At 50.7% G+C, this 24,003-nt stretch carries 27 protein-coding genes; 5 read left to right on the forward strand and 22 right to left on the reverse strand.

From position 1 onward, the window contains the following. Positions 1-97: 97 nt before the first annotated feature. A complete protein-coding gene (locus JOD01_RS17960) occupies positions 98-622 on the forward strand; it encodes a phosphatidylglycerophosphatase A family protein (protein WP_204519672.1) in 525 nt (174 codons plus the stop codon). A gap of 8 nt (positions 623-630) precedes the next feature. On the opposite strand, the gene JOD01_RS17965 is transcribed toward JOD01_RS17960, so the two are convergent. The 5 genes from JOD01_RS17965 to JOD01_RS17985 all read right to left on the reverse strand — a co-directional run bounded on the left by JOD01_RS17965 (position 631) and on the right by JOD01_RS17985 (position 4,306). Further along, positions 631-1,419, reverse strand: coding sequence for a TIGR01457 family HAD-type hydrolase (locus tag JOD01_RS17965; protein WP_204519699.1), 789 nt, complete (start codon positions 1,417-1,419; stop codon positions 631-633). A gap of 82 nt (positions 1,420-1,501) precedes the next feature. Next, a complete protein-coding gene (locus JOD01_RS17970; protein WP_204519673.1) occupies positions 1,502-2,131 on the reverse strand; it encodes a DeoR family transcriptional regulator in 630 nt (209 codons plus the stop codon). 98 nt (positions 2,132-2,229) lie between these two features. Then, on the reverse strand, positions 2,230-2,664 hold the full coding sequence (locus JOD01_RS17975; RefSeq protein WP_204519674.1) for a DUF86 domain-containing protein: 435 nt from the start codon (positions 2,662-2,664) through the stop codon (positions 2,230-2,232). Between the two features lie 14 nt (positions 2,665-2,678). After that, the gene (locus JOD01_RS17980; protein ID WP_204519675.1) at positions 2,679-2,798 is read right to left on the reverse strand and encodes an amino acid ABC transporter permease; all 120 of its coding nucleotides are present in this window, start codon (positions 2,796-2,798) and stop codon (positions 2,679-2,681) included. Between the two features lie 191 nt (positions 2,799-2,989). Next, a complete protein-coding gene (locus JOD01_RS17985; RefSeq protein ID WP_204519676.1) occupies positions 2,990-4,306 on the reverse strand; it encodes an EAL domain-containing protein in 1,317 nt (438 codons plus the stop codon). Positions 4,307-4,445: 139 nt separating this feature from the next. Between JOD01_RS17985 and JOD01_RS17990 the strand changes: the two genes are divergently transcribed. Together JOD01_RS17990 and JOD01_RS17995 are read left to right on the forward strand one after the other, a co-directional pair. Beyond that, positions 4,446-4,715 carry a DUF3055 domain-containing protein gene (locus tag JOD01_RS17990; RefSeq protein ID WP_204519677.1) on the forward strand — a complete coding sequence of 90 codons (270 nt, stop codon included), beginning with the start codon at positions 4,446-4,448 and terminating at the stop codon, positions 4,713-4,715. Between the two features lie 165 nt (positions 4,716-4,880). Further along, positions 4,881-5,180 carry a hypothetical protein gene (locus tag JOD01_RS17995; RefSeq protein WP_204519678.1) on the forward strand — a complete coding sequence of 100 codons (300 nt, stop codon included), beginning with the start codon at positions 4,881-4,883 and terminating at the stop codon, positions 5,178-5,180. A gap of 61 nt (positions 5,181-5,241) precedes the next feature. On the opposite strand, the gene JOD01_RS18000 is transcribed toward JOD01_RS17995, so the two are convergent. Next, positions 5,242-5,808 carry a YutD family protein gene (locus tag JOD01_RS18000; protein WP_204519679.1) on the reverse strand — a complete coding sequence of 189 codons (567 nt, stop codon included), beginning with the start codon at positions 5,806-5,808 and terminating at the stop codon, positions 5,242-5,244. A gap of 127 nt (positions 5,809-5,935) precedes the next feature. Between JOD01_RS18000 and JOD01_RS18005 the strand changes: the two genes are divergently transcribed. After that, complete coding sequence (locus JOD01_RS18005; RefSeq protein WP_204519680.1) at positions 5,936-6,883, forward strand: YhcN/YlaJ family sporulation lipoprotein; 948 nt, start codon at positions 5,936-5,938, stop codon at positions 6,881-6,883. A 58-nt stretch (positions 6,884-6,941) separates the two neighbouring features. On the opposite strand, the gene lipA is transcribed toward JOD01_RS18005, so the two are convergent. The 9 genes from lipA to JOD01_RS18050 form a co-directional block, all read right to left on the reverse strand. Beyond that, on the reverse strand, positions 6,942-7,829 hold the full coding sequence (gene lipA, locus JOD01_RS18010; RefSeq protein WP_204519681.1) for a lipoyl synthase: 888 nt from the start codon (positions 7,827-7,829) through the stop codon (positions 6,942-6,944). A gap of 97 nt (positions 7,830-7,926) precedes the next feature. Further along, positions 7,927-10,101 carry an ATP-binding protein gene (locus JOD01_RS18015; RefSeq protein WP_204519682.1) on the reverse strand — a complete coding sequence of 725 codons (2,175 nt, stop codon included), beginning with the start codon at positions 10,099-10,101 and terminating at the stop codon, positions 7,927-7,929. Continuing rightward, positions 10,098-11,222 (reverse strand): metallophosphoesterase family protein, encoded by a 1,125-nt coding sequence (locus JOD01_RS18020; protein ID WP_204519683.1) that lies wholly within the window; start codon positions 11,220-11,222, stop codon positions 10,098-10,100. Before JOD01_RS18020 ends, JOD01_RS18015 begins: the two co-directional genes overlap by 4 nt. 163 nt (positions 11,223-11,385) lie before the next feature. Continuing rightward, the gene (locus tag JOD01_RS18025; protein ID WP_204519684.1) at positions 11,386-11,937 is read right to left on the reverse strand and encodes a DJ-1/PfpI family protein; all 552 of its coding nucleotides are present in this window, start codon (positions 11,935-11,937) and stop codon (positions 11,386-11,388) included. 77 nt (positions 11,938-12,014) lie between these two features. Next, the gene (yunB, locus tag JOD01_RS18030; RefSeq protein WP_239565563.1) at positions 12,015-12,740 is read right to left on the reverse strand and encodes a sporulation protein YunB; all 726 of its coding nucleotides are present in this window, start codon (positions 12,738-12,740) and stop codon (positions 12,015-12,017) included. Positions 12,741-12,800: 60 nt separating this feature from the next. Further along, entirely contained in the window at positions 12,801-14,309 is a 1,509-nt protein-coding gene (locus JOD01_RS18035; protein ID WP_204519686.1) for an oligosaccharide flippase family protein, read from the reverse strand. Between the two features lie 84 nt (positions 14,310-14,393). Then, positions 14,394-15,512 (reverse strand): amidase domain-containing protein, encoded by a 1,119-nt coding sequence (locus tag JOD01_RS18040; protein WP_204519687.1) that lies wholly within the window; start codon positions 15,510-15,512, stop codon positions 14,394-14,396. Positions 15,513-15,625: 113 nt separating this feature from the next. Then, entirely contained in the window at positions 15,626-15,826 is a 201-nt protein-coding gene (locus JOD01_RS18045; RefSeq protein WP_204519688.1) for a DUF1657 domain-containing protein, read from the reverse strand. Between the two features lie 11 nt (positions 15,827-15,837). Beyond that, positions 15,838-16,185 (reverse strand): DUF4363 family protein, encoded by a 348-nt coding sequence (locus tag JOD01_RS18050; RefSeq protein WP_204519689.1) that lies wholly within the window; start codon positions 16,183-16,185, stop codon positions 15,838-15,840. 80 nt (positions 16,186-16,265) lie between these two features. Between JOD01_RS18050 and JOD01_RS18055 the strand changes: the two genes are divergently transcribed. Further along, positions 16,266-17,159, forward strand: coding sequence for a DUF421 domain-containing protein (locus JOD01_RS18055; protein WP_204519690.1), 894 nt, complete (start codon positions 16,266-16,268; stop codon positions 17,157-17,159). Positions 17,160-17,221: 62 nt separating this feature from the next. Here the strand turns inward: JOD01_RS18055 and JOD01_RS18060 are convergent, their stop codons facing one another. The 7 genes from JOD01_RS18060 to ribD all read right to left on the reverse strand — a co-directional run bounded on the left by JOD01_RS18060 (position 17,222) and on the right by ribD (position 23,767). Then, positions 17,222-18,526, reverse strand: coding sequence for a globin-coupled sensor protein (locus tag JOD01_RS18060; protein WP_204519691.1), 1,305 nt, complete (start codon positions 18,524-18,526; stop codon positions 17,222-17,224). Between the two features lie 89 nt (positions 18,527-18,615). Then, entirely contained in the window at positions 18,616-19,767 is a 1,152-nt protein-coding gene (locus JOD01_RS18065) for an MFS transporter (protein ID WP_204519692.1), read from the reverse strand. Positions 19,768-19,882: 115 nt separating this feature from the next. Further along, positions 19,883-20,140: an HPr family phosphocarrier protein gene (locus JOD01_RS18070; RefSeq protein ID WP_204519693.1), complete on the reverse strand. Its 258-nt coding sequence runs from the start codon at positions 20,138-20,140 to the stop codon at positions 19,883-19,885. A gap of 139 nt (positions 20,141-20,279) precedes the next feature. Next, complete coding sequence (gene ribH, locus JOD01_RS18075) at positions 20,280-20,747, reverse strand: 6,7-dimethyl-8-ribityllumazine synthase (protein ID WP_275581976.1); 468 nt, start codon at positions 20,745-20,747, stop codon at positions 20,280-20,282. A 4-nt stretch (positions 20,748-20,751) separates the two neighbouring features. Further along, on the reverse strand, positions 20,752-21,954 hold the full coding sequence (locus JOD01_RS18080) for a bifunctional 3,4-dihydroxy-2-butanone-4-phosphate synthase/GTP cyclohydrolase II (protein ID WP_204519694.1): 1,203 nt from the start codon (positions 21,952-21,954) through the stop codon (positions 20,752-20,754). A gap of 22 nt (positions 21,955-21,976) precedes the next feature. Next, positions 21,977-22,630, reverse strand: coding sequence for a riboflavin synthase (gene ribE, locus JOD01_RS18085; RefSeq protein WP_204519695.1), 654 nt, complete (start codon positions 22,628-22,630; stop codon positions 21,977-21,979). A 3-nt stretch (positions 22,631-22,633) separates the two neighbouring features. Beyond that, positions 22,634-23,767: a bifunctional diaminohydroxyphosphoribosylaminopyrimidine deaminase/5-amino-6-(5-phosphoribosylamino)uracil reductase RibD gene (gene ribD, locus JOD01_RS18090; RefSeq protein WP_204519701.1), complete on the reverse strand. Its 1,134-nt coding sequence runs from the start codon at positions 23,765-23,767 to the stop codon at positions 22,634-22,636. Between the last annotated feature and the right edge of the window lie 236 nt (positions 23,768-24,003).

The raw sequence follows: 24,003 nt of genomic DNA on the forward strand, positions 1-24,003 counted from the left end.
GTTCCGTCGTTTGCCTTATTTTATGTAGAAAAGTCGGGATAGGTGCCTATTTACATGCAGATACTAGCTGTGAACTTCGGGCGAGGAGGCGTAATAAATGGTTTTGCCGAAAATTATGAGTGAAGCTGTATACGAGAAAGCGATCGAAATGTTAAAACAACGCGGGGTAAAGCTGGAGGAGATTGCGGAAATTGTCTATTTCTTGCAAAAGGACTATATCCCTGATTTGACAACCGACAAATGCATCGAAAGCATCCGCTCCGTGCTGCAAAAACGGGAAGTGCAAAACGCGCTGCTGACCGGAATCCAGCTCGATATACTGGCTGAAAACAGCCAGCTGTTTACTCCCTTGCAAGAGATGGTCGAGACCGATGAGTCGCTTTACGGAATTGATGAAGTGCTGTCCATGTCGATTGTCAATCTGTACGGCAGCATCGGGTACACCAATTTTGGCTATGTCGACAAAATAAAACACGGCGTATTGGCACGGCTGAACGATAAACGAAACGGCGTTAACACTTTCCTCGACGATCTGGTTGGCGCCATCGCAGCCGCGGCTTCAAGCCGGCTGGCCCATCGGCATCGGCAAGAAGAAGAAGAAAAGCTAAAGCAACGTGTTTGATCCGTGCTTTAGCTTCTTTGTTCGCGCTGTTGTTTCCACCAGTCATAGACATTTGCCGCCACATAGGTCGGGCGATGCGGATGACGTTCGGCTTCCGCCTCCGTTGAAAAACCGGTTAACACCAACAGGCTGTCCAGGCCGCTGTTGGCGCCTGCTTCGATATCGGTAAACAAGTTATCCCCGACAATCAGCGTTTCTTCGGGGGCGGTACCCAAACGCTGCAAAGCGTAGTTTACGATGATCGTTTCCGGTTTTCCGATGAACAGCGGGGTTGTTCCCGCTGCCACCGATACGGCCGCAACCAACGAACCGGTTCCGGGGGCCAGACCATTTTCGGTGGGCAAAGCGGCATCTTTGTTCGTGGCGATCAGTTGCGCTCCGTTGCGAATCGCTCGGACCGCGATCGCCAGTTTCTCATACGTGAACGCACGATCAATACCGATCACGACATAGCGCGGCTGTTCGGCGGTCAGACGAAACCCGCTCTGTTGCAGAGCAGTGTGCAATCCTTCTTCCCCAATGATAAAGACATCGGCACCATGCGGCTCCTTTTCCGACAAGTAGGCAGCGACGGCCATGCTCGATGTATATACTTGCTCAGGATCTGTCGGCAGCCCCATCGCTTCCAGACGAACCGCCACTTTTTCCGGGGTTGTGGAGGAATTGTTGGTCACGTACAAAAAACGGCGGCCCGTTTCCCGTAACTCCTTGATAAATTGCAGAGCTTCGGGAATCGGTTCCGTTCCCCGGTAAATCGTCCCGTCCAAATCAAGCAAAAACCCATTGTACACTTTCAATGTTTTCACCACCTGCGCTTGTAAGATCAACGTCCGGCCTTCTCTTTAAAAGAAAATCCACTCAGGCAAGAGTGGATGTACGCTATTCAGCCTTGTGAATATGGAAAATACATTTGTCTCCACCTTTGGCCATACAGGTGGTTTGTTCTACTTTTGCATTTAAAACACGGCGGAACAACGACAATTCACAACTGCACGCTTGCTGGAATTCTTTCGCCACCTGCGAGATGGGGCAATTGTACTCTTTGAAGATGAAACTGTCGGCTTGCTCCTGTTTTTCCCATTCAACCATGTAGCCTTTTTCATTTTGCAAGTCTGCCAGAGTAGCTACGCGTTTTTCCAGATCGCCTTCCATTTTGGGAAGATACGCTTGCTCCAAACGACTCTCTCTCCGTTTAAACAGCTCTTCAATTTTTGCTTGTCCATCCAGTTCTTTTAGATCCCGCAAAAAGTCGAGCGTTAAATGGGAATAGTTGCGAGGAAACAACTCATCTGCATTTTCAGATAAGGAATAAATATTGGTAGGGCGCCCCATAGCCTGGCGAACCAATGTCGATTGAATTAAATTGTCCCGTTCCAGCGTATTCAGGTGTCTGCGAACGGCCATCTCCGTAATTCCCAGCTCCGCGGCCATGTCACTGACCGACAAGGAACCATTCATCTTCAGCATATGCAGAATTTGGTCACGCGTTGAACTGTTCTCGTTTGCCACAATCTCACCGCCTTCTTCTTCTATTTTATCCAATCCCGCGCCGATAGTAAACTAAAGAAATGGTTTTGTTTAAAAAATGGTTGGATTGTGGCAAAGCGTTAAAACAATTCTTTTTCGACATATCGGCGAACAGCGGGAGCAAACCCGGTTAAGGCCGGGAGTGACTTTCTGACAAGCAAGATCATCGCGTCGACCGGAATTGTTGTGTACTCGTTTACCAGCTGTTTGCGAAAGGAGACCAGTTCCCCCAACTGAACAGCCTCCTCTGCGCCAATCACCTGTTCGTCGGCCAAAATCTCGACAATATCGGTATAACTTCCTGGATCTCGCATAATAAATCCGTCAATCAAAGCGTTTCCAACATCGGCAATCGCTTCGATGCTCAAGTGCAATGCCCGTTCCAGGGCGGCCGTAACCAGTTTGCTTGATTTGATATGATCATCTGCTTCTGCAGTTATCTGTTTCATTAACACGAGCATCTGTTCCAAATGTGACAAAACTTCTTCAATCCTCGTTACGTTCACATTGTACATCGGTATTTTCCTTCCTACTCATTTTTCCGTTTTTTTGCAGCCCGTTTTGCATACCAGATCGTGCCGACAAATGTGAGAATGAGCACGATGAGGACCAGTTCCCCTTCTTGCAGGTATGAATTTCCTCCGCTCATGGCGCCACCCCTTTTCTTTTATCAGTATACCAAAATTGAACAGGCTGTCACCTGATTACACTTTGCTCAAACTGTCCAACATTTGCCTCATCGTATACCGAAATGGTTGAGCAGAGAGCAAAGGAAAACCCCCAGGAATTCCGGGGGATCTCTGTATGTATCGAAAGGCTGAAAGGGACCACTATGTATCCTTACGAGAGCGGTCGATTATCCACCGGCAACAGGAAAGGCTCATGCGGCGGCGAAAAATAGTATCCTTGCGCGTAACCGACATTTTTTTGCTGCAACGCTCTTGCTTCGGCCGCTGTTTCAATCCCTTCTGCAATCACGTCCGACCCGATCTTGTTAGCGACAGCCAACAGTGCTTGCAATACCGCCTCTTTCACTTCATGGCGATCGATCTGCTGGATGATCGAACGATCGACTTTGATCACATCCGGCATCAGTTCTGTAATCATATGCAGACTCGAGTAACCTGCTCCGGTATCGTCGACGGCAAAGCGAAAGCCCAATTGCCGGAACAGATCGACAACTTGCTGAAACGTGGAGTATTCCTCAATCACGTGCCGCTCGGTGATTTCCAAAATCACCTGGCGCGGATTTACTTGGGGAAACTTCGCCAACAGCTGCTTTACCCCTTCAAGAAAATGAGGATTATTTAACGAAGGAACGGTGACATTAATAAAAACCGGTTTATCCGTCTTATGTTGGTCAATGGCCAAAAACGCTTTTTTCATCACCAGCAATTCCAGTTTCATTAACATTCTGCTCTGATGCGCGTAATCAAACAATTCCATCGGATTGTAGTAAGGGGTGTCTTTCGGTCCCCTCGTCAAGATTTCCCAACCGAGCACGTCTCCGCTGCTCAGGGAAAAGATCGGCTGAGCGAGAACATGGATTTTTTCTTCCTCGATAATCTGCTTTACTTGTGAGCGAATGCGGCTGTAATGCGATGGCGAATATTTTCCCGCAATCGCCCGAGCGTCGAAATAGGCGGACAGCAAAGTTTCTTGCGCTTCCCCTTCGTCCTTTTTCAAATCGCTTGCGGCCAGGTGAAATCGAATGGGATAATCGAAGAAAGAAGCTGTTTTCTTTTGAATTTCCTCTTCCAAAGCCTCTCGGAAGGAATAACACCTGTGCTGGAATTCCGGACCGCGTTCGGTCTCTTTCAAAATCAAAACGTAATCATCGTCTCCGTATTTTTGGACGGCGAGCAGTTCTTCCGCAGAAAAGAAACGCTGGCTTAACTGCCGAAAAGCATCGGCGATTGAATTCTCCACCTGCAGCAACACATCAGGCGGATATAACGCTTTTATATCTGTATATTGCTCTAAATCCAGCAAAAGAAGCAGACAGTTTGAACCACTTTTGAACTCCTTCTCTACTTGTTCCAGTACTACATCCCGTACAATAAAATGGGGAGGGAATATTTTCAGCAATCGTCCCGGGTAAAAGAAATACAACCACGTTCGAATCTTTTCCCAACCTTTATGCGGCTTCTGGTACAAAACAATCCCTCCTGCTGAGAGACGATATCTTTTCTTAATAGTTTAGTAGAAAATATTCATTCCTTCAATAAAATATTGTATAACCATGACTTATGCTAAAATAAAGGCATCAGTAATTTATGGAAGTGGGAGATAGACAATGTCAGATGACTTGTTTTACTTGTATGATGAAACAGAGGAGACCAGCACGCGCTTCGTCAGTTTTATGGGCGAGACCACCCGCTTTGATTTGGCCATTACAACGACCAACCATTTCTATGGAAAAAAGCTGGTTATGAACATTCAAAATGGAAGAGCGGCGATCATCGGTCCTGACGATCTCAAAGAAGAGGGCTATCTGGAATTCGCCTTTAATCTTTCCGCCGAAGAAGCGGAAGAGCTGCACAATTTTTTGTTGCTCATCATTTAAGTTTTTATCGTCAAGTTGTCGAGAAACCTCGGCAACTTTTTTCTTTGCAAACCTGAAAGCTGGATATTCGCCCATTTTCGCTCCGGACAATTCGCCTATCGCCCTGCTCCTTCGTATACTGCCTTTGAAAGAAAAATTGAAATCAAAGGAGTGTTCATTCGCGTTATGCAAGAAAACCATTACGATTATCCGACCCCCCCTTCCAAAAAACAACAAGCTGCCCCGGTTAATTTCAGACGGAGACGCAGATATTTTGACAGTCCCGAAGATGCGGCAAGCTTGCTTTTACCATTTGCCTTGGCTCCATTCTTCACACCGTACCATAACTACTATCCGCCGTATCCTCCGTACTATCAACCATATTATCCGCCTTACTACCCGCCCTATCCCGCCTATCCTTACCGCTACTGGCCGGTAAGCGCACCAACGGAAGGCGAAGAATACGGCGGCGAAGAAAATCGCTAAATTTCCAATCAAAATAAGCGCCTGACTAACGGGCCAACCGTTAGCGGCGCTTGTCTTTCTTTCAGATGTCCTTTTCCGGCTTTTTGGAATGGTTGGTGCTGTTCGCAGGCACTTTGTCGCGAACCGGCCGATAGCCGCCGCGGCGCTCTCTGTTGTTTCGTTCTCCTGCTTCCTGCCGGTTGTTTTTGGCGCGTTCCGGTCTTCCCTGCTTCTCCCCGTTTCCAGAGCGCTCCTGTCGTTCGTTGCGTGAGTGTCTCGGCATGAAATTTCGCTGTTTTCGTTCAAACTGCACCGTTTGCTCCACCGGTACGAATTCGTCGTCCCTGGATAGCTCCTGATCCCCATCCGCCGCCGTTGCTTTCACCTTTTTCAGTACAAAGTACGGGCAACCAAAATTGCAAAATTCATGAAGATATTCGTCAAGAGCAGCGATCCGTTGTTCAAACAGCACCTTGCGATTTGTATTTTCATAAAAGCCTCGCAAGCGTAACTGACCATAACCCCAGTCCCCGACAATGTAGTCGTACTTATCAAGAATATCGCTGTACCGTTCCTTAAATGCTTCCAAATTCCAACCGTTGCGGCTTTCTTCCATCAATTCGTACGTTCCAGCTTGCAAGCGGATCAAACAGGCTTCCTCCTCACTACATGCAAAAATGCCTTGCATTTATTTTATCACACTTTTTTCGATTAGATGAAATTCCCACGAAACCAGCGATCGCGAACGGGCATCCTACCACGTAGGGGGTGTAACCATGAACAAAACCATTTTATTAAGTGCAATCGCAACTTTGGCCTTGCTGACTTCAGCTTGTGGAACAAACAACGCTTCACCAAACAATCCAACTGGAACAACCCACAGTCAATCGGCACCAAGGACATTAAACAATTATGACCGAGCCGGCAGTTACGGAACCGACAATCTTGGTGTGTACGATCGAACCGGTACCACCACCAATCGAAACAACGGGACAACCCTAAACGGCCAAACAAGAGGAACCGGTATGGGTGCCTTTACACCAAATGGTGCCGGAGGCGGTAACGGTTACACCACCACAACCGGTATTCGTAATTATTCGGGCAACAACGGCAGAACGTCCATTTACAGTGACCGGCACATGACGACAGCTTCTGCGAACCAAAACCAATATGGCTTCAGCTATCTCGATGGAACGCAGGTAAGAAATGATGCCAATGTCGCCACCCGCGTCTATGTAGACCGCAATGCCTTGGCCCATGCTGTCGGAAGTGTAACCGCCAGCGTCCCAGGGGTCAACTCCTCGACCGTACTGGTGACGGATGAAGAAGTTTTTGTCGGTTTGCAAACCAATGGACAAAACAATACGCAAATAAAGTCACAAGCCCGTTTGAGTGCGTTGTCCGTAGCGCCCCGCTACTACAAGGTATACTTGACGGATAACCCGCAAATGGTCAGTGAAATGTCCAGAGTAGCCAGCCAGTCAACGAATACCGCTAATCAGGACCAAAACGTGGAAAACCTTGTTCGCCGCTTTGGCGGATTGGCCGATGGAGATGAAATGCGCAACCGCGGTACCGGCATGAACACCAATGTGAACGGTACAGCCAACCAAGGCAATGGCAACCAAGGCAATGGCAACCAAGGAACTACGGGAACTGCCAGAAATACCGGCACCGTCGGCTCCAATACGCCATATGGCACTTCCAACGGCACCACTCGTTAAAACCGATTGGCGATAATGCCAGACAAACCCCTTTGCCCGCAGCAAGGGGGTTCGTTTTTTATCGCGCCTGCATGATTTGTGCTTTTGCTGCATTCGCCTGCTCATGCGCATGATAGGAGCTTCTGACCAGCGGGCCAGCCTCCACATGGCTGAAACCTCGCTTCATTCCTTCTTCCTGCAGCTGCTTGAATTCGTCAGGATGATAATATTTCTCGACCTGCAAGTGCTTTTTGGTCGGCTGCAAATACTGGCCGATGGTCATAATATTGACATCAACGGCGCGCAAGTCGTCCATTGTTTCCAGTATTTCGTCAATTGTTTCCCCAACCCCGATCATCAGGCTGGATTTTGTCGGGATTGCCGGGGCCATTTCTTTTGCCCGTTTCAGCAATTCCAATGTCCGTTCATACTTTGCCCGTGCCCGAACCCGGTCAGACAGACGGCGCACCGCTTCGATATTGTGGTTCAACACATCGGGACGTGCTTCCATCACGACTTGCAAGGCATCCCAATTCCCTTGAAAGTCGGGAATCAGCACTTCTACCGTTGCCAACGGAAGTCTGCGGCGAATGGCTCGAATCGTCTCCGCAAAGATCGCTGCCCCTCCGTCCGCGAGATCATCCCGGGCAACCGAAGTGACAACCACGTGCTTCAGCCCCATATGCTCTGCTGCTTCGGCGACGCGTTCCGGTTCGGCCAAGTCCAACTCTGTCGGCAAGCCGGTTTTTACCGCGCAAAAACGGCACGCCCGCGTGCAAATATCCCCCAAAATCATGAAAGTTGCGGTACGATTTGCCCAACATTCATGGATATTGGGACATTTCGCTTCTTCGCATACTGTATGTAATGTATTGCTGCGCATCGTTTGCTTCAATTCTTTAAAATTGGCCAGCTGTTCGCCCGAGACAAGATTAATCTTGAGCCATTCCGGTTTCCGTTGAATCATAGGCTCACCCCTAGCGTTTATTGTCTTCAATATTCCCTTATTATAGTTGAATCAATTTGGAAGCGGCAATAGAGGGGATCGGAAAAAAGTATTATGTTTACAACTCATGAAGCAAATGCCGCTCATTTCCCTGAAGGAAAGGTTGCAATACGGTCCATTCGCGCTGATGGCAAGAAAACAGAAAAATTTGATGACGTTCCGACAACTTGACGAGATATGCCAGCGTTCTGCTCAATCGTTGTTCATCGTAATGGATGAAGTGGTCATCGAGAAAAATGGGCAAAGGTCCTGTCTGTTCGCTGACGGCCAATAATAACGCCAACCGCTGGGCAAAATACAGCTGATCGCTTGTTCCTGTGGAGAGTTCTGTTTGCAAAGCGACCCGCTGCTGCTCTTCGGAGACTACGCGCACAGCAAACTTGTCTGACGGATCAAGGCGAACATCGCGATAGCGGTTTGCCGTAACCGTTGCCATGATTTGCGAAGCCCGCCGGTTGATTCCCGGTGCAAGATTCCGCTGCCACTGCTGGACGGCTTCCAACAGACATTCCTTGGCCAACAGCAAAGCATCGCGTCGCAACAGCAGCTGCTCGACAGCGGCGGCGGCCTGTTCATATTCGCTGCGCGCTTTTGCCAGGGAAAGCTGATCCCATTGGCCCATTTCCCCTTGTGCTTTCGCGATTTTTTCCCGCAGAGCGGCGATTTGCTCTTCCGTGTCCCACAGCTTGTCCTGAAGCAGTTTTTTTTGCTCATCACAGGATGCCATTTGCGCTTCCAGCTGTCGACGAATCTCTGAAATCCAGTACTCGCGCCGATTTTCCCGTTCGCGGACAGTTGCCGCCTCTTTGCTCAATCGCCCCGTCTCCGCGCGATGCAACCGTTCTTTCCATTGCTCCCGCAGGGCCAAAAAGGCATCCCAGTCAGGCACTTTCCATTCGTCGAGAAGCGCAGCCAGCTGATCCGTCACTTGATTCAGTTCCCGTTCGAGCTGTTGCAGCTGTCCGGCCCGCTTCGCCGGCTCGCCTCTTTTCCCCCAGCCCAAGCTGCGCCAAAGCCACCCGGCCATGCTGCCTACTGTCAAAACACTGAAGAAAAAAAACCAACTCATTTGCTGCCTGGAAAACTGCCACCACGCCAAACCGGCAAACAACGCAGTCAGCACACCGCCCGCGATGGCCAAGCGCTTCCGTCCATTCGTCTTTGCACGCTTTTGCGACCAGCGCGGTCTCGCGCTTGCTCCTCCCGCCTGCAGCAGTTGCTCCCGCTTTCGGTCGAGCTCTTTGAGCAGTTGCCAACCTCTGAGATAGGCAGCCTCCACTTCGCGGACAACCGCTTCATCCGCCGAGGCATCTGCTGTCTCGTCCTGTTGTCTTTCTTGCTGCTCCCACGCTTCCCGCACCTGCCGATACAGTTGCCGCTCCCATTGCTCGCCGGCTTCGGTCTCCCAAACGAGCAAGTCATCGGGGCTTTTGAGTTGAAACGTTCGCTGCCAACGTTCCTGCCAGCCGCTTGCTTGCTGTTCCCGCTCATTCAACTGGCTGACCATCCGCTCTCGCTGTCGTTGCCAATCGATCAGCTGCTCTTGCCATTGTCCGCTCATCTCCTGAATCGCCTGAGCTTCCCGCCAAGCCTGTTCGGCGGCAACCAGAGTCTGCTTGGCCTCCGCCGCCTGCCGAGCCGCTTTTCCCCATAAGGTCGTGCCGCCAGTATCCTTTTTGCCGATTAACGTCAATTCCTGATCGATCGCAGCCAAGATTTGGTTGGCCAGCGGATCCGGCTGCTGCTCTGACGGGACGATGGAGGAAGACAAATAGTCGGCCGCTTGCAACGGCTCCCTGTTGATCCAGGTCAAATCGGTAAACAAGGTTCGACTCAACCCCAGATGGCTTTCCAGGAAGTTGTACTCCTTGCGCTTGTCCTCTTGGTAGCGATGGGTAATCTCCAGCAATTCCGGCTCGCGAAACAGCCTGGCCTGTTCCTGTTCCTTTCGGTGAACCCGCTGCAACCGAAACTGCTGTTCCGCAAGCTGGTACTGTACGATCGTTTCGTATGGCCCGCCATCCCAGGGCAGATATTGCTCATATTCGGGCAAATAACGCGTTACCCGCACATAATCCCGTTTCAACCCGTACAGCGAGGCAATCAACGCATTCAGCAGGGTCGTTTTGCCGGCTTCATTGCCGGCGATAAACAAATTAAGACCCGGCGCAAACCGAAACGTGCGATTTTTCCATTTGCCAAAGCCTTTTATGTGCAGCTCGTTGATGATCATCGCAGGCTCCCCCCTATTTTGCGCAGCGCTTCTGCCCGTGCCAGCTCCGCCACTTTCCGCTGACGTTCATCCATTGCTGCTGCCGCCCGCTCATCCAGCAATTCCAGCCATTTGGCCAAAATCCCCTGCTCCGCCCGCAGTTTGTCCTCGTCCACATCCGGCCGGGACTTGTCCGTAAACTGAATCGAGAAGAAATCGCGAAAATGTTCCTTTAACAAGGAAAGCGATGGTTCAAAATGCGCGGCCCGTTCCCCGGTAAGTCTGACGTAAACCAGACTGGTCCGCTCCACCTTGGCCAGCAAAACTTCGGCCTTTGCAATCAGTTGCTCGTTTGTCTCCGCCCCGGCGAGCGGCAAATCCAGTTTTACGATCTCCCTCGTATGCACCGGAATCGTCTGCAAGTGCAGCTGTTGCTCGTCCGACAGAGTCCCGTAAATAACCGTTCTCTCTCCGCTCTCCTTGCTGGTGAGCCCTTCGGGACTGCCCGGATAAGCCGCAAATACCCGTTTGGTATACGGATTGAGAAATTGAGCAGGCTTATGGATATGTCCCAGCGCCGCATAGTGAACGCCGATATCGGCCAATTCCTGCAGGGAAAACGGGGCATAGGGCTGGTGCCCCTCGGCCTCGCTGGTCAAAAGAGTTCCATGCAAAACCATGAGATGGTAGCGGTATGCAGGAAGTTTCCCCGGAAATTGCGCCAAAGGGGAATCGCCATAATGGGCATTGGGGAAACTCCAGCCATATATGGCACAAGACTTCTCGGGGAATTCCAGTACTCCCCACTCGTCTGTAAAGAAAAAAACATTGGCTGGCCAGTCCATCGTTCGGTAATACGAACGCTCGACCCATGGATCGTGATTGCCCGCTGCAATCAACACCGGGATCGGCGCGATGCTGGCAAACAACTGCTGCAAAAACACAGCCGTTGACCGCCTGCCGCCGTGAAACTCCAGCAGATCGCCGGCAATCAGCCAAAAATCAACCTGTTTGTCCCATACCAAATCGCGAATCCGTGTCAATGTTTGCCGTACGTCCGCCTGCCGGCGCTCGTGTAATTCTGCCAACGAGGCAAATGGCGTATCCAGATGGATGTCCGCCGTATGGATAAAAGACAACATGCTATTGCTTCACTCCTGTATCAACTTGATTGATGACCGAACATATTTTCTCTTATCATACAGGAATCCGCCCTGACTGCCAATGGGGAGAACCTTCTTCCGTTCCTCCGGCAAAGCAAAACGCCCTGCCGCAACCTGGCAAGGCGTTTTGACAGCGATCCGTCTATTTCAACAGTTTGATAAATTCGCGCATAAATCCGGGCAGGTCTGGCCATGCATGCGCCGAGACCAACTGGTCATGGACATAGACAGTTTCCGTTTGATAAATCGCTCCGCACGCTTCCACATCGGGACGGCAAGCCTGATAAGCGGTCAGTTGCTTATCTTGCAAATATTCTTTCACCAAAGTCAACACTTGCGAACCGTGACAGATAGCGGCAACCGGTTTCCCCGCTTCAAAGAAGTGGGCAACGATCGGCTTCAGCGCTTCATTCAGCCTGATATACTCCGGCGCACGCCCACCGGGGATGATCAGCCCGTCAAATTCAGCAGGATTTACTTCAGCAAAAGAGACATGCGAATCCAGCTGATACGCCGGCTTTTCCGTATAAGTCTCCACACCGGCCACGAAGTCATGGCATACCGTATAGAGCGTTTTCTTCGTCGGTGAAGCGATAACCGCTTCAAATCCTTCTTCCAGGCATCGATAATACGGATAGAAAACTTCCAAAGCTTCCACTGCATCGCCAGTCACAAGCAAAACTTTTTTGCTCATCGTAAAACCTCCTCAATCGTTATGTGGAAAATATTCCCTACCCTTATCGTAATCTGTCCGCGCTGACTTGAACAGGCCTAATTGTTGGCCGGCGGACTGCCTTCTCCTGCTTCGTCAAGTTTGGGCACATCCGGCTTGCCGTCAGGATTATTATACAAATAAGACGGCACGTCACCGATAATGAGCGAATGGGTGATCGGAATTTCCGTCTTGACCGTTTTTTGATCGGTCGCAAACGGAATCACAATGCGCAAATCCACTTCAACAAAGATGTAGACCGTCGCCAGGACCATGTTGATACCCGCTTCTTCCAGTTTGGTTTCCAACCGGGTCTTGACCGAGCCGATCGGCACAAACGTAACAGGCAGATCCGGTCCAAGCTGGGCAAGAAAACTGCTGCCCGTCGCCAATCCTAACGGAATCGTCCGATCTACCTTTTCTTCTTCAAATTCTTTTAAGCGAGTCTGAATTCGCGAGGTCGTTTCGCCGACTATCCGGGAATATTCCTTGAAGTTAAATTGAACCGCTTGTATCCGTCCCTCCTGGTCTTTTTCCATTTTCACAATCTCGTTAAAATCGACCCCTTGCTGGGCGATCCGTTTGGTGATGGCGTCCGCAATCGCCTGTTTCGCCAGTTGTTCCGCTTTTTGCGAGGCCAAAATCAGCAAAGTCGGTTCCAAACGCTGCTCCACCACGACAAAGAATTGAATCGTGAAAGTGAGAAAGATAACAAGTGCGATAAAAAATGCTTTGGTTCGAGTAAGCGGATTTCGCCAACGACGACGGGTTCGAAACACAGCCAATCCCGTCACCCCCTAGTTGGTACATCCTATGTAAACGGCGGGCAAAAAATACGCACAAGCTTATTTAGGCGCAGCCGGTTTGGCGTACGCAAACAAGAGGGTCAGCACCAGGCTTGCTCCGGCCATCATCACTTTTCCGGTTACCAGCAGCGTGGACAGTCTGGCAAACGAGGCGAAAACATAATCGGTGATCACTACCCCCAAAAACACGCCGACCAGCAAATAAACGGTATGGCGCAAAAAACTGTAGGCCACCAGCAATTCTTTTACCTGTTTTTTTAATTGCAGCAAGTTGAGCAAAATAACGACAAATTCAAAAGTGAGAATGCCCACGGCAACGCCGGCATAGCCAAAACCGGGCACGGCCACCAGCACATAATTGACGGCAACGGCCGATAGCGTCCCCAAGACAGAAGCGATGAGCGGTTCTTTTTGCAACCCCATAATCCACAGCAAAATGGTCGTCAACTCCCGCAATCCAATCAGCAACGGGTACACAGCCAAATAACGAATGGCCTTGGCCAACGAGTCGTTGCCGGCCACGAGCAGCGAGAGCTCTTCTGCAAAATGAAACAACAATAGAGTGGAACCGAGCCCCCACAAAAAAACGACTTCCAGCGACCGCCTTGTGCGCTGGCGAAAATCTGCGCGGCGTTTTTGTTCCCAGTCTGCGGAAAAATGCGCCGTTAAAATGTGGCACAGGGCGGAAGTGATGATGGTCGGAATGGACACGACAGCCACCGTCATCCCCGTAATTTCCCCAAAAATAGCTGTCGCCTCTCTCCCGCTGTATCCCGACTCCACCAACCGCTTGGGAACAATCCAGGCATTCAGGAAATCGGAGATCGGATAGATGATGCGAGTGCCCAAAATCGATAACGAACTGCTCAAAAACAGGAGCGTTGTCGGCTGCTCACTCAAAGAAACGGTCGGCGCGACTCCCAGCGGCTCTGATTTACCGCTTTGCGCGAGCAAGAATAGGGAAAGAAACAGCAACGCAACAGCCGCGCCGGCAAACGCCCCAAATGTTGCCCCGCCAACAGCCAGCGCGATATCTTGCTGAATCCAGATGGCGACAAGAATCAACATGGCACCCACTCGCGCACACTGTTCCAGCACTTCGGAAAAAGCAATCAAGCCGAAATATTGTAATCCTTGCAAAAAACCTCGGATCACCCCCAGCAAAGGGACAATCACGATCGCCGGTGCCAGGCAGCGCACCGCCCATTCCAGTTCCGGCTTGCCAAACCAATCGGCGATAATTGCCGCATTGACGTACACGAACAAGCCAAACACGGCTCCCAGCGGTGCCAGCAAAAGGATGGAAAAGCGAAACATCCGCAAACCCTGTCGGTATTCTCTTGCAGTCATAATCGAAAGGGCGGTGGAAAACCCGCCGGTCAGCAGAACATAAAGAAGCCCGTACAGTGAGTAGGCGATTTGGTACAGCCCCATCCCTTCGCCTCCGACCATACGGAATAACGGCAGTTTGGCCAGGACACCGATCGCTTTTACCAGCAAAATTGCACTGGAGCGTACCAGAAATTGTTTGATCAATACAGGCAGCACAGTTCCCCTCCGATTTTGTCCATCTTCGTATACATTTTATGGGAGCCTGTCTGCCGGTATGTCTGTTCATTCAAGCTTCTTGATCTAATCCCTGATCTTGATCAGCCAAACTTTTGTATGATGATCCCAACCCAAATCCCATGGAACGTGATAGCGATCGGCGGAATGCGAGTTGACGAGGACATACCCACGATCGTCTTTGGCTGTTACGATGGAAAAATGGTCAATATCCCCTCTGATTTCATACCCGATCAAATCGCCTGGTTCCAAGGCCGCGATCGCCCCCGACGGATACTTGTCGGTGCGTTTGGTAACTTGTTTGTAAGAACCACGCATCACCAGTTTTCCATAGCCGCTGTACAGCAAAAAATCCTTGAAAGCATCAGTGCGAATCCATGAGGTGCTGCCCTCGTTCCGATAAAACCAGCCGCCCCACATCGGCAGTCCGCCTCCCTCTTGTGGATCGCCGATCACCTGTGACGAAAAATTGGTACAGTCCCCGCCGCTGTAAGTATAGTCTTTGTACTTGCGATTGTAGCGGTGGTTGTTGCCGGCTCCTGCTGCCGCGCCGGCATACTTGTCGGCATAAGCGACCGCCTGCTGCCGGTTGTATTTCTTCCGCCATGACTTTTTCTCCTGGAGCAGTTGGGCCGCAAATTTTTCCGCCGGCTCAGCCGCAGGTTTGTGCGCTGTCGGAATGTTATGCGGGACATCATCAAAAGGATCAAGGTACCATTCTTTTTCCACTTTCCAGCCACCGTCCGCGTATTTCAACGTGAGCGCGTGTCTTGTTCCCACACCAAACCATTGTTCCTTTGCCTCCGGCTCCTTGTAGGCGTAGGTTAGTTTGCAACTCTGCACGAGAAATACTTTCGCCCGATTTCCGTTGACTGCAACCCGGCCTATGCGGATTGACCCTTCAGCCTTGCGAAAATCGATCCCCCGTTTCTCGGCCCATCCGTTTATGTAGGCGGCCCTTTTTAATTCCTGTTTGTAAGCATAACGGCTGTATTTTTCCGGCAAATAAAAAGACGCGATTTTCGCCTCGTCTTGATCGATCAAAAACTGAATCCGTTTGTCGTACATGTTCTTGAGGAATGTGATCACTTCCTCTGTCCGGTCCGTTTCTTTTGCCACGGTATCATTGCTGCCGCCCAAACATAAACAGAAAACCAGCAACAACAAGGTAACTTTCTTGATCATCCGGCTGGTCACCCTCTATCCTTTGCATTGACTTCCTGAGTATCTGCAGAAATCTTTTGCTTCATTCCTTGATGAGCTTGCCTGAAAAGACATACCATTCCGCCAAGCAGCACTCATTCATGCCGTGTTTCTTGCAGTTCAACTGTCTCCAGTTTTCTCTTTAGATCACCGATGATCTCCTCCGTCAGGTTCACGCCATTCTCATAAGTCTCTCGCGCTTGCCGGTCCTGCGTTTGAATCGCGCCCATACGCAGATTCGCCTGAATGCTGATCAACGCGGCAAGCGACTCCCTGATCTGATCGGCCGCCTTCATCGTCGCACCTCCTACAAGGTATAGATCAGATGGACCATCGCCCGAATCGAAGCCAACGAGACGGCCGCCTGGGTGCTATCTTTTTTATGCACCGCTGCGCGTACGTTAAAAATCTCTTTCTCGATCTCCTCATATTCGTTCTCGTCGCCAAGCAGCTGGTATTTCCATTTCACGCGTTTGAACACTTCGGGTAACTTGTCGGTATGCTTCTCCGCCTCTGTCCAATTTTTCTGTTCAACCAGCGCCGTGATTTTTTCAATTTGCTGCATAAAAGGGTCGGGAGCTGCAGAGACCTGCGTCGGGGTCAATCCTGTCGTAACCAAAGCCAGGACCAGATATAGCAAAAAATGCCGCTTCATCATTCGTCCTCCATCTGATGCATGATTTTCTATAAGGTTCTCCAATAATAACAGCATCATGTACACAGGGGGCAACGGCCATGCCTGAATATATATTGATCCTCATTCGCGCAGTTCTGGCATTCTTTGTGTTGATGGCGATGACCAAATTGATGGGAAACAAGCAGATTTCCCACTTAACTTTCTTTGATTACGTGGTGGGCATCACGATCGGTTCAATCGCGGCAAGTTTGTCCTCTGACCAAGGCATAAAAATATTGAACGGCTTGGTAGGAATTTTGGTGTGGGCGATTTTTCCGATCGTCATTTCACTGGTAAATTTTAAATCATACAAATTCCGGAGATTAACCGACGGCCATCCGACGGTTCTCGTTGAAAACGGCATGATCCTCGAGCAAAACATGGCACAGGCGAGACTGACCACCGACGAGCTGATGCTCTATCTGCGGGAAAAGAACGCTTTTCAACTGGCTGATGTCGAGTTTGCTGTCCTTGAGACCAACGGCAATGTAAGCGTCTTGCTAAAAAAAGACGCCCAGCCTGTCACCGCGAAAATGCTCAACCTGGCTGTCAAAGAAGAGCACGCACCACGGATCGTCATTATGGATGGCGTCATCATGCAAAAAACTTTGCAGAAACTGGGCTTTACAGCGGAGTGGCTTCTTGGGGAAATTCGAAAACAGGGAGCGAAGAATCCGGAAGATGTGTTTCTCGGCCAGATCACTTCTGATGGCCAACTGTACGTTGATTTGAAACAAGACAAGTTGAAGGGGAAACCTGTACCCGCACAGCAATTAATGGCTGACGAATTGCGGAAGGTGCAGGCCATGCTGGAGAAATTGGCGCTGGGAACCAGAAGCAGGACCGCCAAAACGATGTACCAGAAAAATGTAAAGCGTGTCAAGCAGCTGCAGTCGCTTCTGGCGCCTTACTTGGACAGTCCTCCGGCCAGCAAACAGGAAACGAAGCAATAGGGCAAAGCAAACGCAAAAGAAAAAGGCCTCAATCATTTGATTGAGGTCACTTGCCGGCCCACCTACTTGAGCTCTTCTGTCACATCGACCAAACGTTCGGCCGAGGCAGATACTTGCCGGATCGCTTGGTTCATATCAGCCATCACTTTGGAAACATTATCGAGCTGTTGGAAAATCCGGTTGCTTTGTTCCTTGCTGACCGTCACCGCCTGCATGATCTGTTCAAAGGATTGGTTCGTTTCGTCAACCATCCTGGTACTGGAGGATACCAGGCCTTGAATTTGTTTCATCGAGGCTGAGACGCTTTCTGTCTGCAAATTAGTCTTTTCAATCAGTTCGGAAACATTGGACACCGATTTTTTCGTTTCTTCCGCCAATTTTCTCACTTGATCGGCAACGACGGCAAAGCCTCTGCCTTGTTCCCCCGCTCGCGCTGCCTCAATCGCAGCGTTTAACGCCAGCAGGTTGGTTTGTTCGGCGATGGAAGTAACGACCTGGACGATGTCGCGGATTTGTTCCGATATTTTTTCCAAAGAAGCGATTTCGCCGGAAATTTTCCCTACACTTGCTTCAATTTGCGTCATTTGCAGCTGTTGCTGTTCCAACTGCCGCTTCCCTTCTTCCGAAAACTGAACCGCTTTGCTCGAATATTCGGCGCCGTTTTGCGCGAACTGTACCGCTTCCTTCGTCTGACCCGACATTTGTTCGACCGAAGCAGTCGTTTCTTCCGATACTGCCAGCAGCTCTTCCGCCGATTCGGATAAAATCTGGGTTACTTTTAACCGTTTTTCCTCGGACTCGTGCCGAAACCGGTCATGTTCATCCGAGAATGCTTCCAGAACGATCTGCTGTTCCAGACTAAACAGCTTGGTGATCGCCTTGATCGCTTTGCCATAGGAATCCTTATCCGGCAATTCTTGCTCAATCAGATGCGTGATCGAGAGCAGCAAATCCTGAAAGGCGCACAAATACCATTTTGGTTGCAAGCCAATTCGCACATGGACAACCGCGATCGTATTTCTTTTCTTGATATACGATTCATCAAGCACACCGTTAAACATTTCTTCAATATGCTGCCGCAACGTCGTTTTCAAACGTTCGATCGAGCTGTGTTTTTCAATGATCGTCAGCAGACCCGGCTGGTGCGCCAGGTTGTCATAAAATTGGCTGACAATCGCCTCGATATGGCGGGCAATCAATGGTCTCAACGCTTTGGCCACCGCCAGATCCTCTCTGGTAATATGAATCATCTGGAGTTGTTTCTCCAACTCGCTGTTGGGAGTTACTTGCAAACGGACATCGCTCAAATCCAGGGATGACAGCGTGAGCCGCTCCGTTTCCTTACCTTTGCGTACAAATAGTTTCATTAACCGATCCCCCTCATCTCTCATTCCAAAAAAACCAACTCTCTTTCTATATCGGAATTTTTCCGGTGAATTGTGAGTATTTGCCAATTTTAAGCAGAGTCTCTCGCGTACCGTTTTCGCATCGCAACGGCAATACTGCCAATCAAACCGGCGAACGCAACGATAGCCATCGCCTGATAGAGCGAATCGCCGCCGTATTGTTCAAAGATCCAGCCTCCCAGGGAAGAACCGATAATCCCTGATAGGCCAAAGAAAAGAACCGCCAACACCGTTTGCCCTGTCGCCTTCCATTCTTCCGGCACAATTTTGTTCAGATGCTGAATAGCTGCCGTATAAAAGACGACAAACGTAAGGCCCTGCAGCAATTGCAAATAAACCACGGCCGATGGTTCGGTCACGATGCTGCACAGTCCGAACCGCAAAACGTACAAGGCGGCTGCAAAGGCGATCAGCCACATTTCAGGCAAACGTTGCAGCCACCAATAGCTAAAGGCAAAAAACAAAATCTCACTTGCCGCCGTGCAGAACCATGCCAGGCCTACCTGAGCGCTTGTTCCGCCGAGGCTTTGCACATAAACGCCAAGAAAGCTGTCATTCGTCCGATGCGGGATGGCGAGAATCAACACCAGCAGAAAAAAACGCAGCGTTGACGGTACTGCAAAAAAGCGTTGCAAAGACGCGAACGTCAACTTTTGGCTGTTCGCGCGCACATCGGGCAATGTCCAGCACAAGCACCAGGCAAGGCAGCCATAGGCAGCAAACACATAGGCGAACGCGTGAGTTCCCAGCCAATTGGCCAAGTACCCGACGATCAGCGAGGTAGAAGCGTAACCGATCGCCCCAAACATGCGGATCGAACCAAAACTGACCTGAAGCTGTTGAGACATCCGGTAGTTCATACTTTCCGTCAATGGATCAGTCGGCATGTAAAAAAAGTACCAGGCAATGATCAGCAACAGCAACGATTGCGAACTTGCCGATTGAAACAAAATGGTTCCGATGCAAACCGAGATGGCAAGCAAAATAAGCAAAACCTTTCTCACGGTTTGCCATTTGTCGCTGATCAGACCCCAAAGCGGCTGGGAAACAATCCCGACAAACGATCCGATTGCGATCAGGTTGCCGATTTGCTGCATCGAGATACCTTGCGACGAAAGGTAAACAGGAAGAAATGACAGAAAGATTGCCAATAACGAAAAATAGAAATAATTATACCCATGCAATTTGGCCAAATGCTTCAATGTGCTCTCTCCTCCACTTAGCTTTAGCTCGTCTCCCTATTATGCCGAGATGCAAACGCAACCGCAACAAAAGAAGCTGCTGATCAATTGTTCAGCAGCTTCTTTTCACCATTCTTTATTCGCCTGAAATCAATAAAGCGGTCAATGCTTCGATCGCTTCCTTTTCGTCGCTGCCATCGGCAGTCAACGTTACTTCTTCTCCGTTTGCCGCGGCCAAAGACATCACACCCATGATGCTTTTGGCATTCACCGTTTTTGCCCCTTTTTGCAAGTTAATCTCGCTGGCAAAAGATGAAGCCTTTTGCACAAATTGCGCGGCCGGTCTGGCATGCAAACCGTGCGGCAATTGAATTACGATCTTTTTTTCTGTCATTTCTCTCTTCCTCCTACCAAATATGAACGCCTATGCGCGAGTTGCACAAGCTTTCTCTATGCTCCATTTTAGCGTACCACTTCATTTTTTCGCCAGTGTTTTAATGAAAACAGAAACATCCCTGGCTGGTGCAGGCGGTTTATGAAAATTGACGGCTTAAGTTGGCCATCTCGATCGCTGCTGCGGCCGCTTCCCATCCTTTGTTTCCCGCTTTTGTTCCCGCTCGCTCAATCGCCTGCTCAATATTGTCGGTCGTCAATACGCCAAAAATGACCGGAATGCCGGTGGACAGCGACAGAGAAGCAACCCCTTTGGCTACCTCGTTGCACACATAATCAAAATGTGGTGTCGCTCCCCGAATGACTGCGCCCAAGGTAATCACCGCATCATAGTTGCCTGATTCCGCCATCTTCTTGGCGATAAAGGGAATCTCAAACGCCCCCGGCACCCAGGACAGTTCGATGTTATTTTCCTCGACACCATGACGTTTCAAAGCGTCAACTGCTCCGCCTACCAATTTGCTGACAATAAATTCATTAAACCTGCCTGCGACAATCCCTACTTTTAACCCTGTTCCCACAAGATGCCCTTCATACGTTCTCATCATTCGTTCACTCCTGTTCGAGATTTAATAGATGACCCATTTTGGCGATTTTCGTTTGCAAATACTGTTTGTTTTCCGGATAAACAGGCGTTTCCACCGGTACACGCTCCACGACGTCCAGACCAAATCCTTGCAATGCTTGCATTTTTAACGGATTATTGGTCATGAGCAGCACTTTTTGCACCCCAAGATCACGCAGCATTTGCGCGGCCAGTCCATAATTGCGGGCATCGGCAGGAAAACCCAGCTTTTCGTTGGCTTCAACCGTATCGTAGCCTTCCTCCTGCAGCTTGTAGGCGCGCAATTTGTTGATCAGGCCAATTCCCCGTCCTTCTTGCCGCATGTAGAGCAAGACGCCTTTGCCGGCCTGCTCGATCTGTTCCAACGCTTGGTGCAGCTGCGGTCCGCAATCACAGCGAAACGAGCCGAAGACATCGCCGGTCAGACATTCCGAGTGGATCCGTACCAACACTGGCTCATTTTCCGTCCACTCTCCCTTGACCAAGGCAACATGCTCCTGTTGATCCAGCCGATTGCTGTATGCGGCAATGCGAAAATCACCGTACTGGCTCGGAAGCGACACTTCCACTTCTTTGCGGACCAACGATTCACGCAAAACCCGATAGCGAATCAGATCGGCAATGGAGATGAGTTTCAATCCGAATTGCTCGGCCATTTGCTTGAGCTGCGGTAAGCGCGCCATCGTTCCGTCTTCGTTTAACACTTCGCAGATGACGCCGGCCGGAAAAGCCCCGGCCAATTGGGCCAAATCGACCGCCGCTTCGGTGTGCCCCGGACGACGCAAAACTCCGCCTTGTCGGGCGATCAGCGGAAAAATATGCCCCGGACGGCGAAAATCGGCGGCTCCTTTCGCCGGATCGAGCATGGCCATGATTGTTTGCGACCGTTCATAAGCGGAGATTCCTGTGTGCGTTTCCGCCTCATCGATGGAAACGGTAAAAGCCGTGCCGTGTTTGTCGGTATTGGCTGCAACCATCGGATGCAATTCCAATCGGCGGGCGTGCTCTTCGGTAATCGGCACGCAAACCAGCCCCCGCCCGTGTGTCACCATAAAATTGATCGCTTCCGGCGTTGCCTTTTCCGCCAGGCAGATCAAATCCCCCTCGTTCTCACGGTCTTCGTCGTCCACGACAATGACGACCTTGCCTTGTTGCAAATCCTGCACTGCTGCTTCAATAGAGTCCAACATGACGCCTCTCCTTCCTCTCCTCTCAGATAAAACCGTGTTCCTTGAGATAGTCCATGCCGATTGTTTCTGCTTTCGCTTCCGAGCGTGTTGAACCGGACAAGAGCCGCTCTACATATTTGCCGATCAGGTCACATTCCAGATTAACCCGGTCACCGACGCCTTTTAGTTGCAAGCTGGTTTGCGCCAGCGTATGCGGAATAATCGACACAGAGAAACCGTCATCGGTCAGTTCCGTAATCGTTAGACTGATCCCGTCCATACAAATTGACCCCTGCGGCACCATATATTTTCGCAAGCGAGCTTCAGCTTTAATGGTAAACAGGACCGCATTGGCAAACTTTTGCCGTCTGCTGATTTCCCCGGTACCGTCCACATGCCCGGAGACGATATGCCCGCCAAAGCGGTCGCCGATCGCCATCGCCCGTTCCAAATTGACCGGTTCCCCGCGCTTCAGTTGTCCCAAATTTGTTTTTCTTAGCGTTTCCGGCATGGCGTCGACCGTGAAGCTGCTCGTTGTATAGGAAACGACGGTCAGACAAACACCGTTCACCGCGATGCTATCGCCTAACTGCACTCCTTCCAATACTTTGGCGGCGCGAATCGTCAGCTTGCTGGCGAGCGCCGTTCCGCTCATTTCTTCCAGGTAACCTACTTCTTCGATTAGGCCTGTAAACATGTTTCACACCCTCTCTTGCGCCGTACGATCGCAAACCCAGTCCGGATAGCCTTCAATACAAAAGTCGGTTGGGCTGATCTGTTCCATTCGGATTCCCTTCAGTTCGACGGCCTGATTCATCACGGCGAGTCCGCTTCCGCCAAAGGGGGTCGGCGCGTCGGCACCGCCGACCAGTTTGCACGAAAAGTAGCTGACGATTTTGTTGATCGCGCGCGCCTGCAAAAACGAGCCATTGACCGCAGAGCCACCCTCCACCAGCAAGGAAGTGATCCCCCGCTCGCCGAGTGAGGTCAACAATCCGCCGATCGGAACAGAAGCGGTCCCTTCCATAACCAGCACCTTTGCTCCCATTTGCTCCAACGCCGCTCGCTTCTCCGGAGACGACCGTTCGGTTGTATAAATCCAGGTTTCCGCTAGCCGATCAGTGAGCACGCGGGCATTTGGCGGTATCCGCAAACTGGAGTCCAGAATGATTCGGACTGGTTGTCTCTTCGTCTCCTGGTCATCTATTCTCGCGGTCAATGCCGGGTCGTCAGCAAGCACGGTATTTACTCCTACCAGGATGGCATCCGATTGCTGCCGCAGCTTATGTACTTGCTGGCGCGCTTCCTTCCCGGTGATCCATTTGCTATGCCCGGCGACCGTTGCAATTTTGCCGTCAAGCGTGCTGGCGGTTTTGATCGTGACAAAGGGCTTTCTTGTTTGTACGAAGTGGAAAAAGATTTCATTCAGCTTTTCCGCCTCTGCCGCCAGTACCCCCGTATCTACCTCGATGCCGGCCTCACGCAGCATGGAAATTCCGCGACCGGCCACCAAAGGATTGGGATCTTGCGCCGCAATCACGACGCGAGCGATTCCGGCCTCGCGGATCGCTATGGCACAAGGCGGCGTTCGCCCATAATGGCTGCAAGGTTCAAGCGTAACGTAAATCGTCGCCCCTTTGGCACGTTCACCCGCCATTCGCAGGGCATGCACCTCTGCGTGGGGTTCCCCCGCCTTCAAATGGGCTCCGATCCCGACAATCGCTCCTTCGTTCACGACGACTGCCCCCACCATCGGATTGGGACTCGTTTGTCCAGCGGTTGCCCGAGCCATCTGCAAGGCCAGCGTCATATAGTCGCGATCAGTCAACTTCATCACCTTCCTTTTTGCTCCTGGGCAGTTCTCTTTCAGAAGGTTGCAATCAATAAAAAATGCCCTGAATAAATTCAGGGCATGAGCAAACAAACCGATGACATCCCATTTGAAAAAATGGTGCAGCAGTTGCTCGACCTTCTTCCATCCGGACTATACCGTCGGCTCTGGATTTGCACCAGATCAGTCAGCGAACGTTGCCATTCGCCGAGTCGCGGGCTCAGACAGATCGTCATCAC

This window comes from Brevibacillus fulvus (assembly GCF_016908525.1).
Lineage (GTDB): Bacteria > Bacillota > Bacilli > Brevibacillales > Brevibacillaceae > Brevibacillus_G > Brevibacillus_G fulvus.

Bases quoted from the DNA above. Each gene is read 5' to 3' on its own strand.
- ribD (WP_204519701.1), bottom strand. From the start codon at position 23,767: ATGAAGTTGACTGATCGCGACTATATGACGCTGGCCTTGCAGATGGCT.
- JOD01_RS18025 (WP_204519684.1), bottom strand. From the start codon at position 11,937: ATGAGCAAAAAAGTTTTGCTTGTGACTGGCGATGCAGTGGAAGCTTTG.
- JOD01_RS17960 (WP_204519672.1), top strand. From the start codon at position 98: ATGGTTTTGCCGAAAATTATGAGTGAAGCTGTATACGAGAAAGCGATC.
- JOD01_RS17990 (WP_204519677.1), top strand. From the start codon at position 4,446: ATGTCAGATGACTTGTTTTACTTGTATGATGAAACAGAGGAGACCAGC.
- JOD01_RS18040 (WP_204519687.1), bottom strand. From the start codon at position 15,512: ATGATCAAGAAAGTTACCTTGTTGTTGCTGGTTTTCTGTTTATGTTTG.
- JOD01_RS17975 (WP_204519674.1), bottom strand. From the start codon at position 2,664: ATGTACAATGTGAACGTAACGAGGATTGAAGAAGTTTTGTCACATTTG.
- JOD01_RS18050 (WP_204519689.1), bottom strand. From the start codon at position 16,185: ATGAAGCGGCATTTTTTGCTATATCTGGTCCTGGCTTTGGTTACGACA.
- JOD01_RS18080 (WP_204519694.1), bottom strand. From the start codon at position 21,954: ATGTTGGACTCTATTGAAGCAGCAGTGCAGGATTTGCAACAAGGCAAG.
- JOD01_RS17980 (WP_204519675.1), bottom strand. From the start codon at position 2,798: ATGAGCGGAGGAAATTCATACCTGCAAGAAGGGGAACTGGTCCTCATC.
- JOD01_RS17995 (WP_204519678.1), top strand. From the start codon at position 4,881: ATGCAAGAAAACCATTACGATTATCCGACCCCCCCTTCCAAAAAACAA.
- ribH (WP_275581976.1), bottom strand. From the start codon at position 20,747: ATGATGAGAACGTATGAAGGGCATCTTGTGGGAACAGGGTTAAAAGTA.
- JOD01_RS18060 (WP_204519691.1), bottom strand. From the start codon at position 18,526: ATGAAACTATTTGTACGCAAAGGTAAGGAAACGGAGCGGCTCACGCTG.
- JOD01_RS18070 (WP_204519693.1), bottom strand. From the start codon at position 20,140: ATGACAGAAAAAAAGATCGTAATTCAATTGCCGCACGGTTTGCATGCC.
- JOD01_RS18045 (WP_204519688.1), bottom strand. From the start codon at position 15,826: ATGAAGGCGGCCGATCAGATCAGGGAGTCGCTTGCCGCGTTGATCAGC.
- JOD01_RS18015 (WP_204519682.1), bottom strand. From the start codon at position 10,101: ATGATCATCAACGAGCTGCACATAAAAGGCTTTGGCAAATGGAAAAAT.
- JOD01_RS18020 (WP_204519683.1), bottom strand. From the start codon at position 11,222: ATGTTGTCTTTTATCCATACGGCGGACATCCATCTGGATACGCCATTT.
- lipA (WP_204519681.1), bottom strand. From the start codon at position 7,829: ATGATTCAACGGAAACCGGAATGGCTCAAGATTAATCTTGTCTCGGGC.
- ribE (WP_204519695.1), bottom strand. From the start codon at position 22,630: ATGTTTACAGGCCTAATCGAAGAAGTAGGTTACCTGGAAGAAATGAGC.
- JOD01_RS18055 (WP_204519690.1), top strand. From the start codon at position 16,266: ATGCCTGAATATATATTGATCCTCATTCGCGCAGTTCTGGCATTCTTT.
- JOD01_RS18005 (WP_204519680.1), top strand. From the start codon at position 5,936: ATGAACAAAACCATTTTATTAAGTGCAATCGCAACTTTGGCCTTGCTG.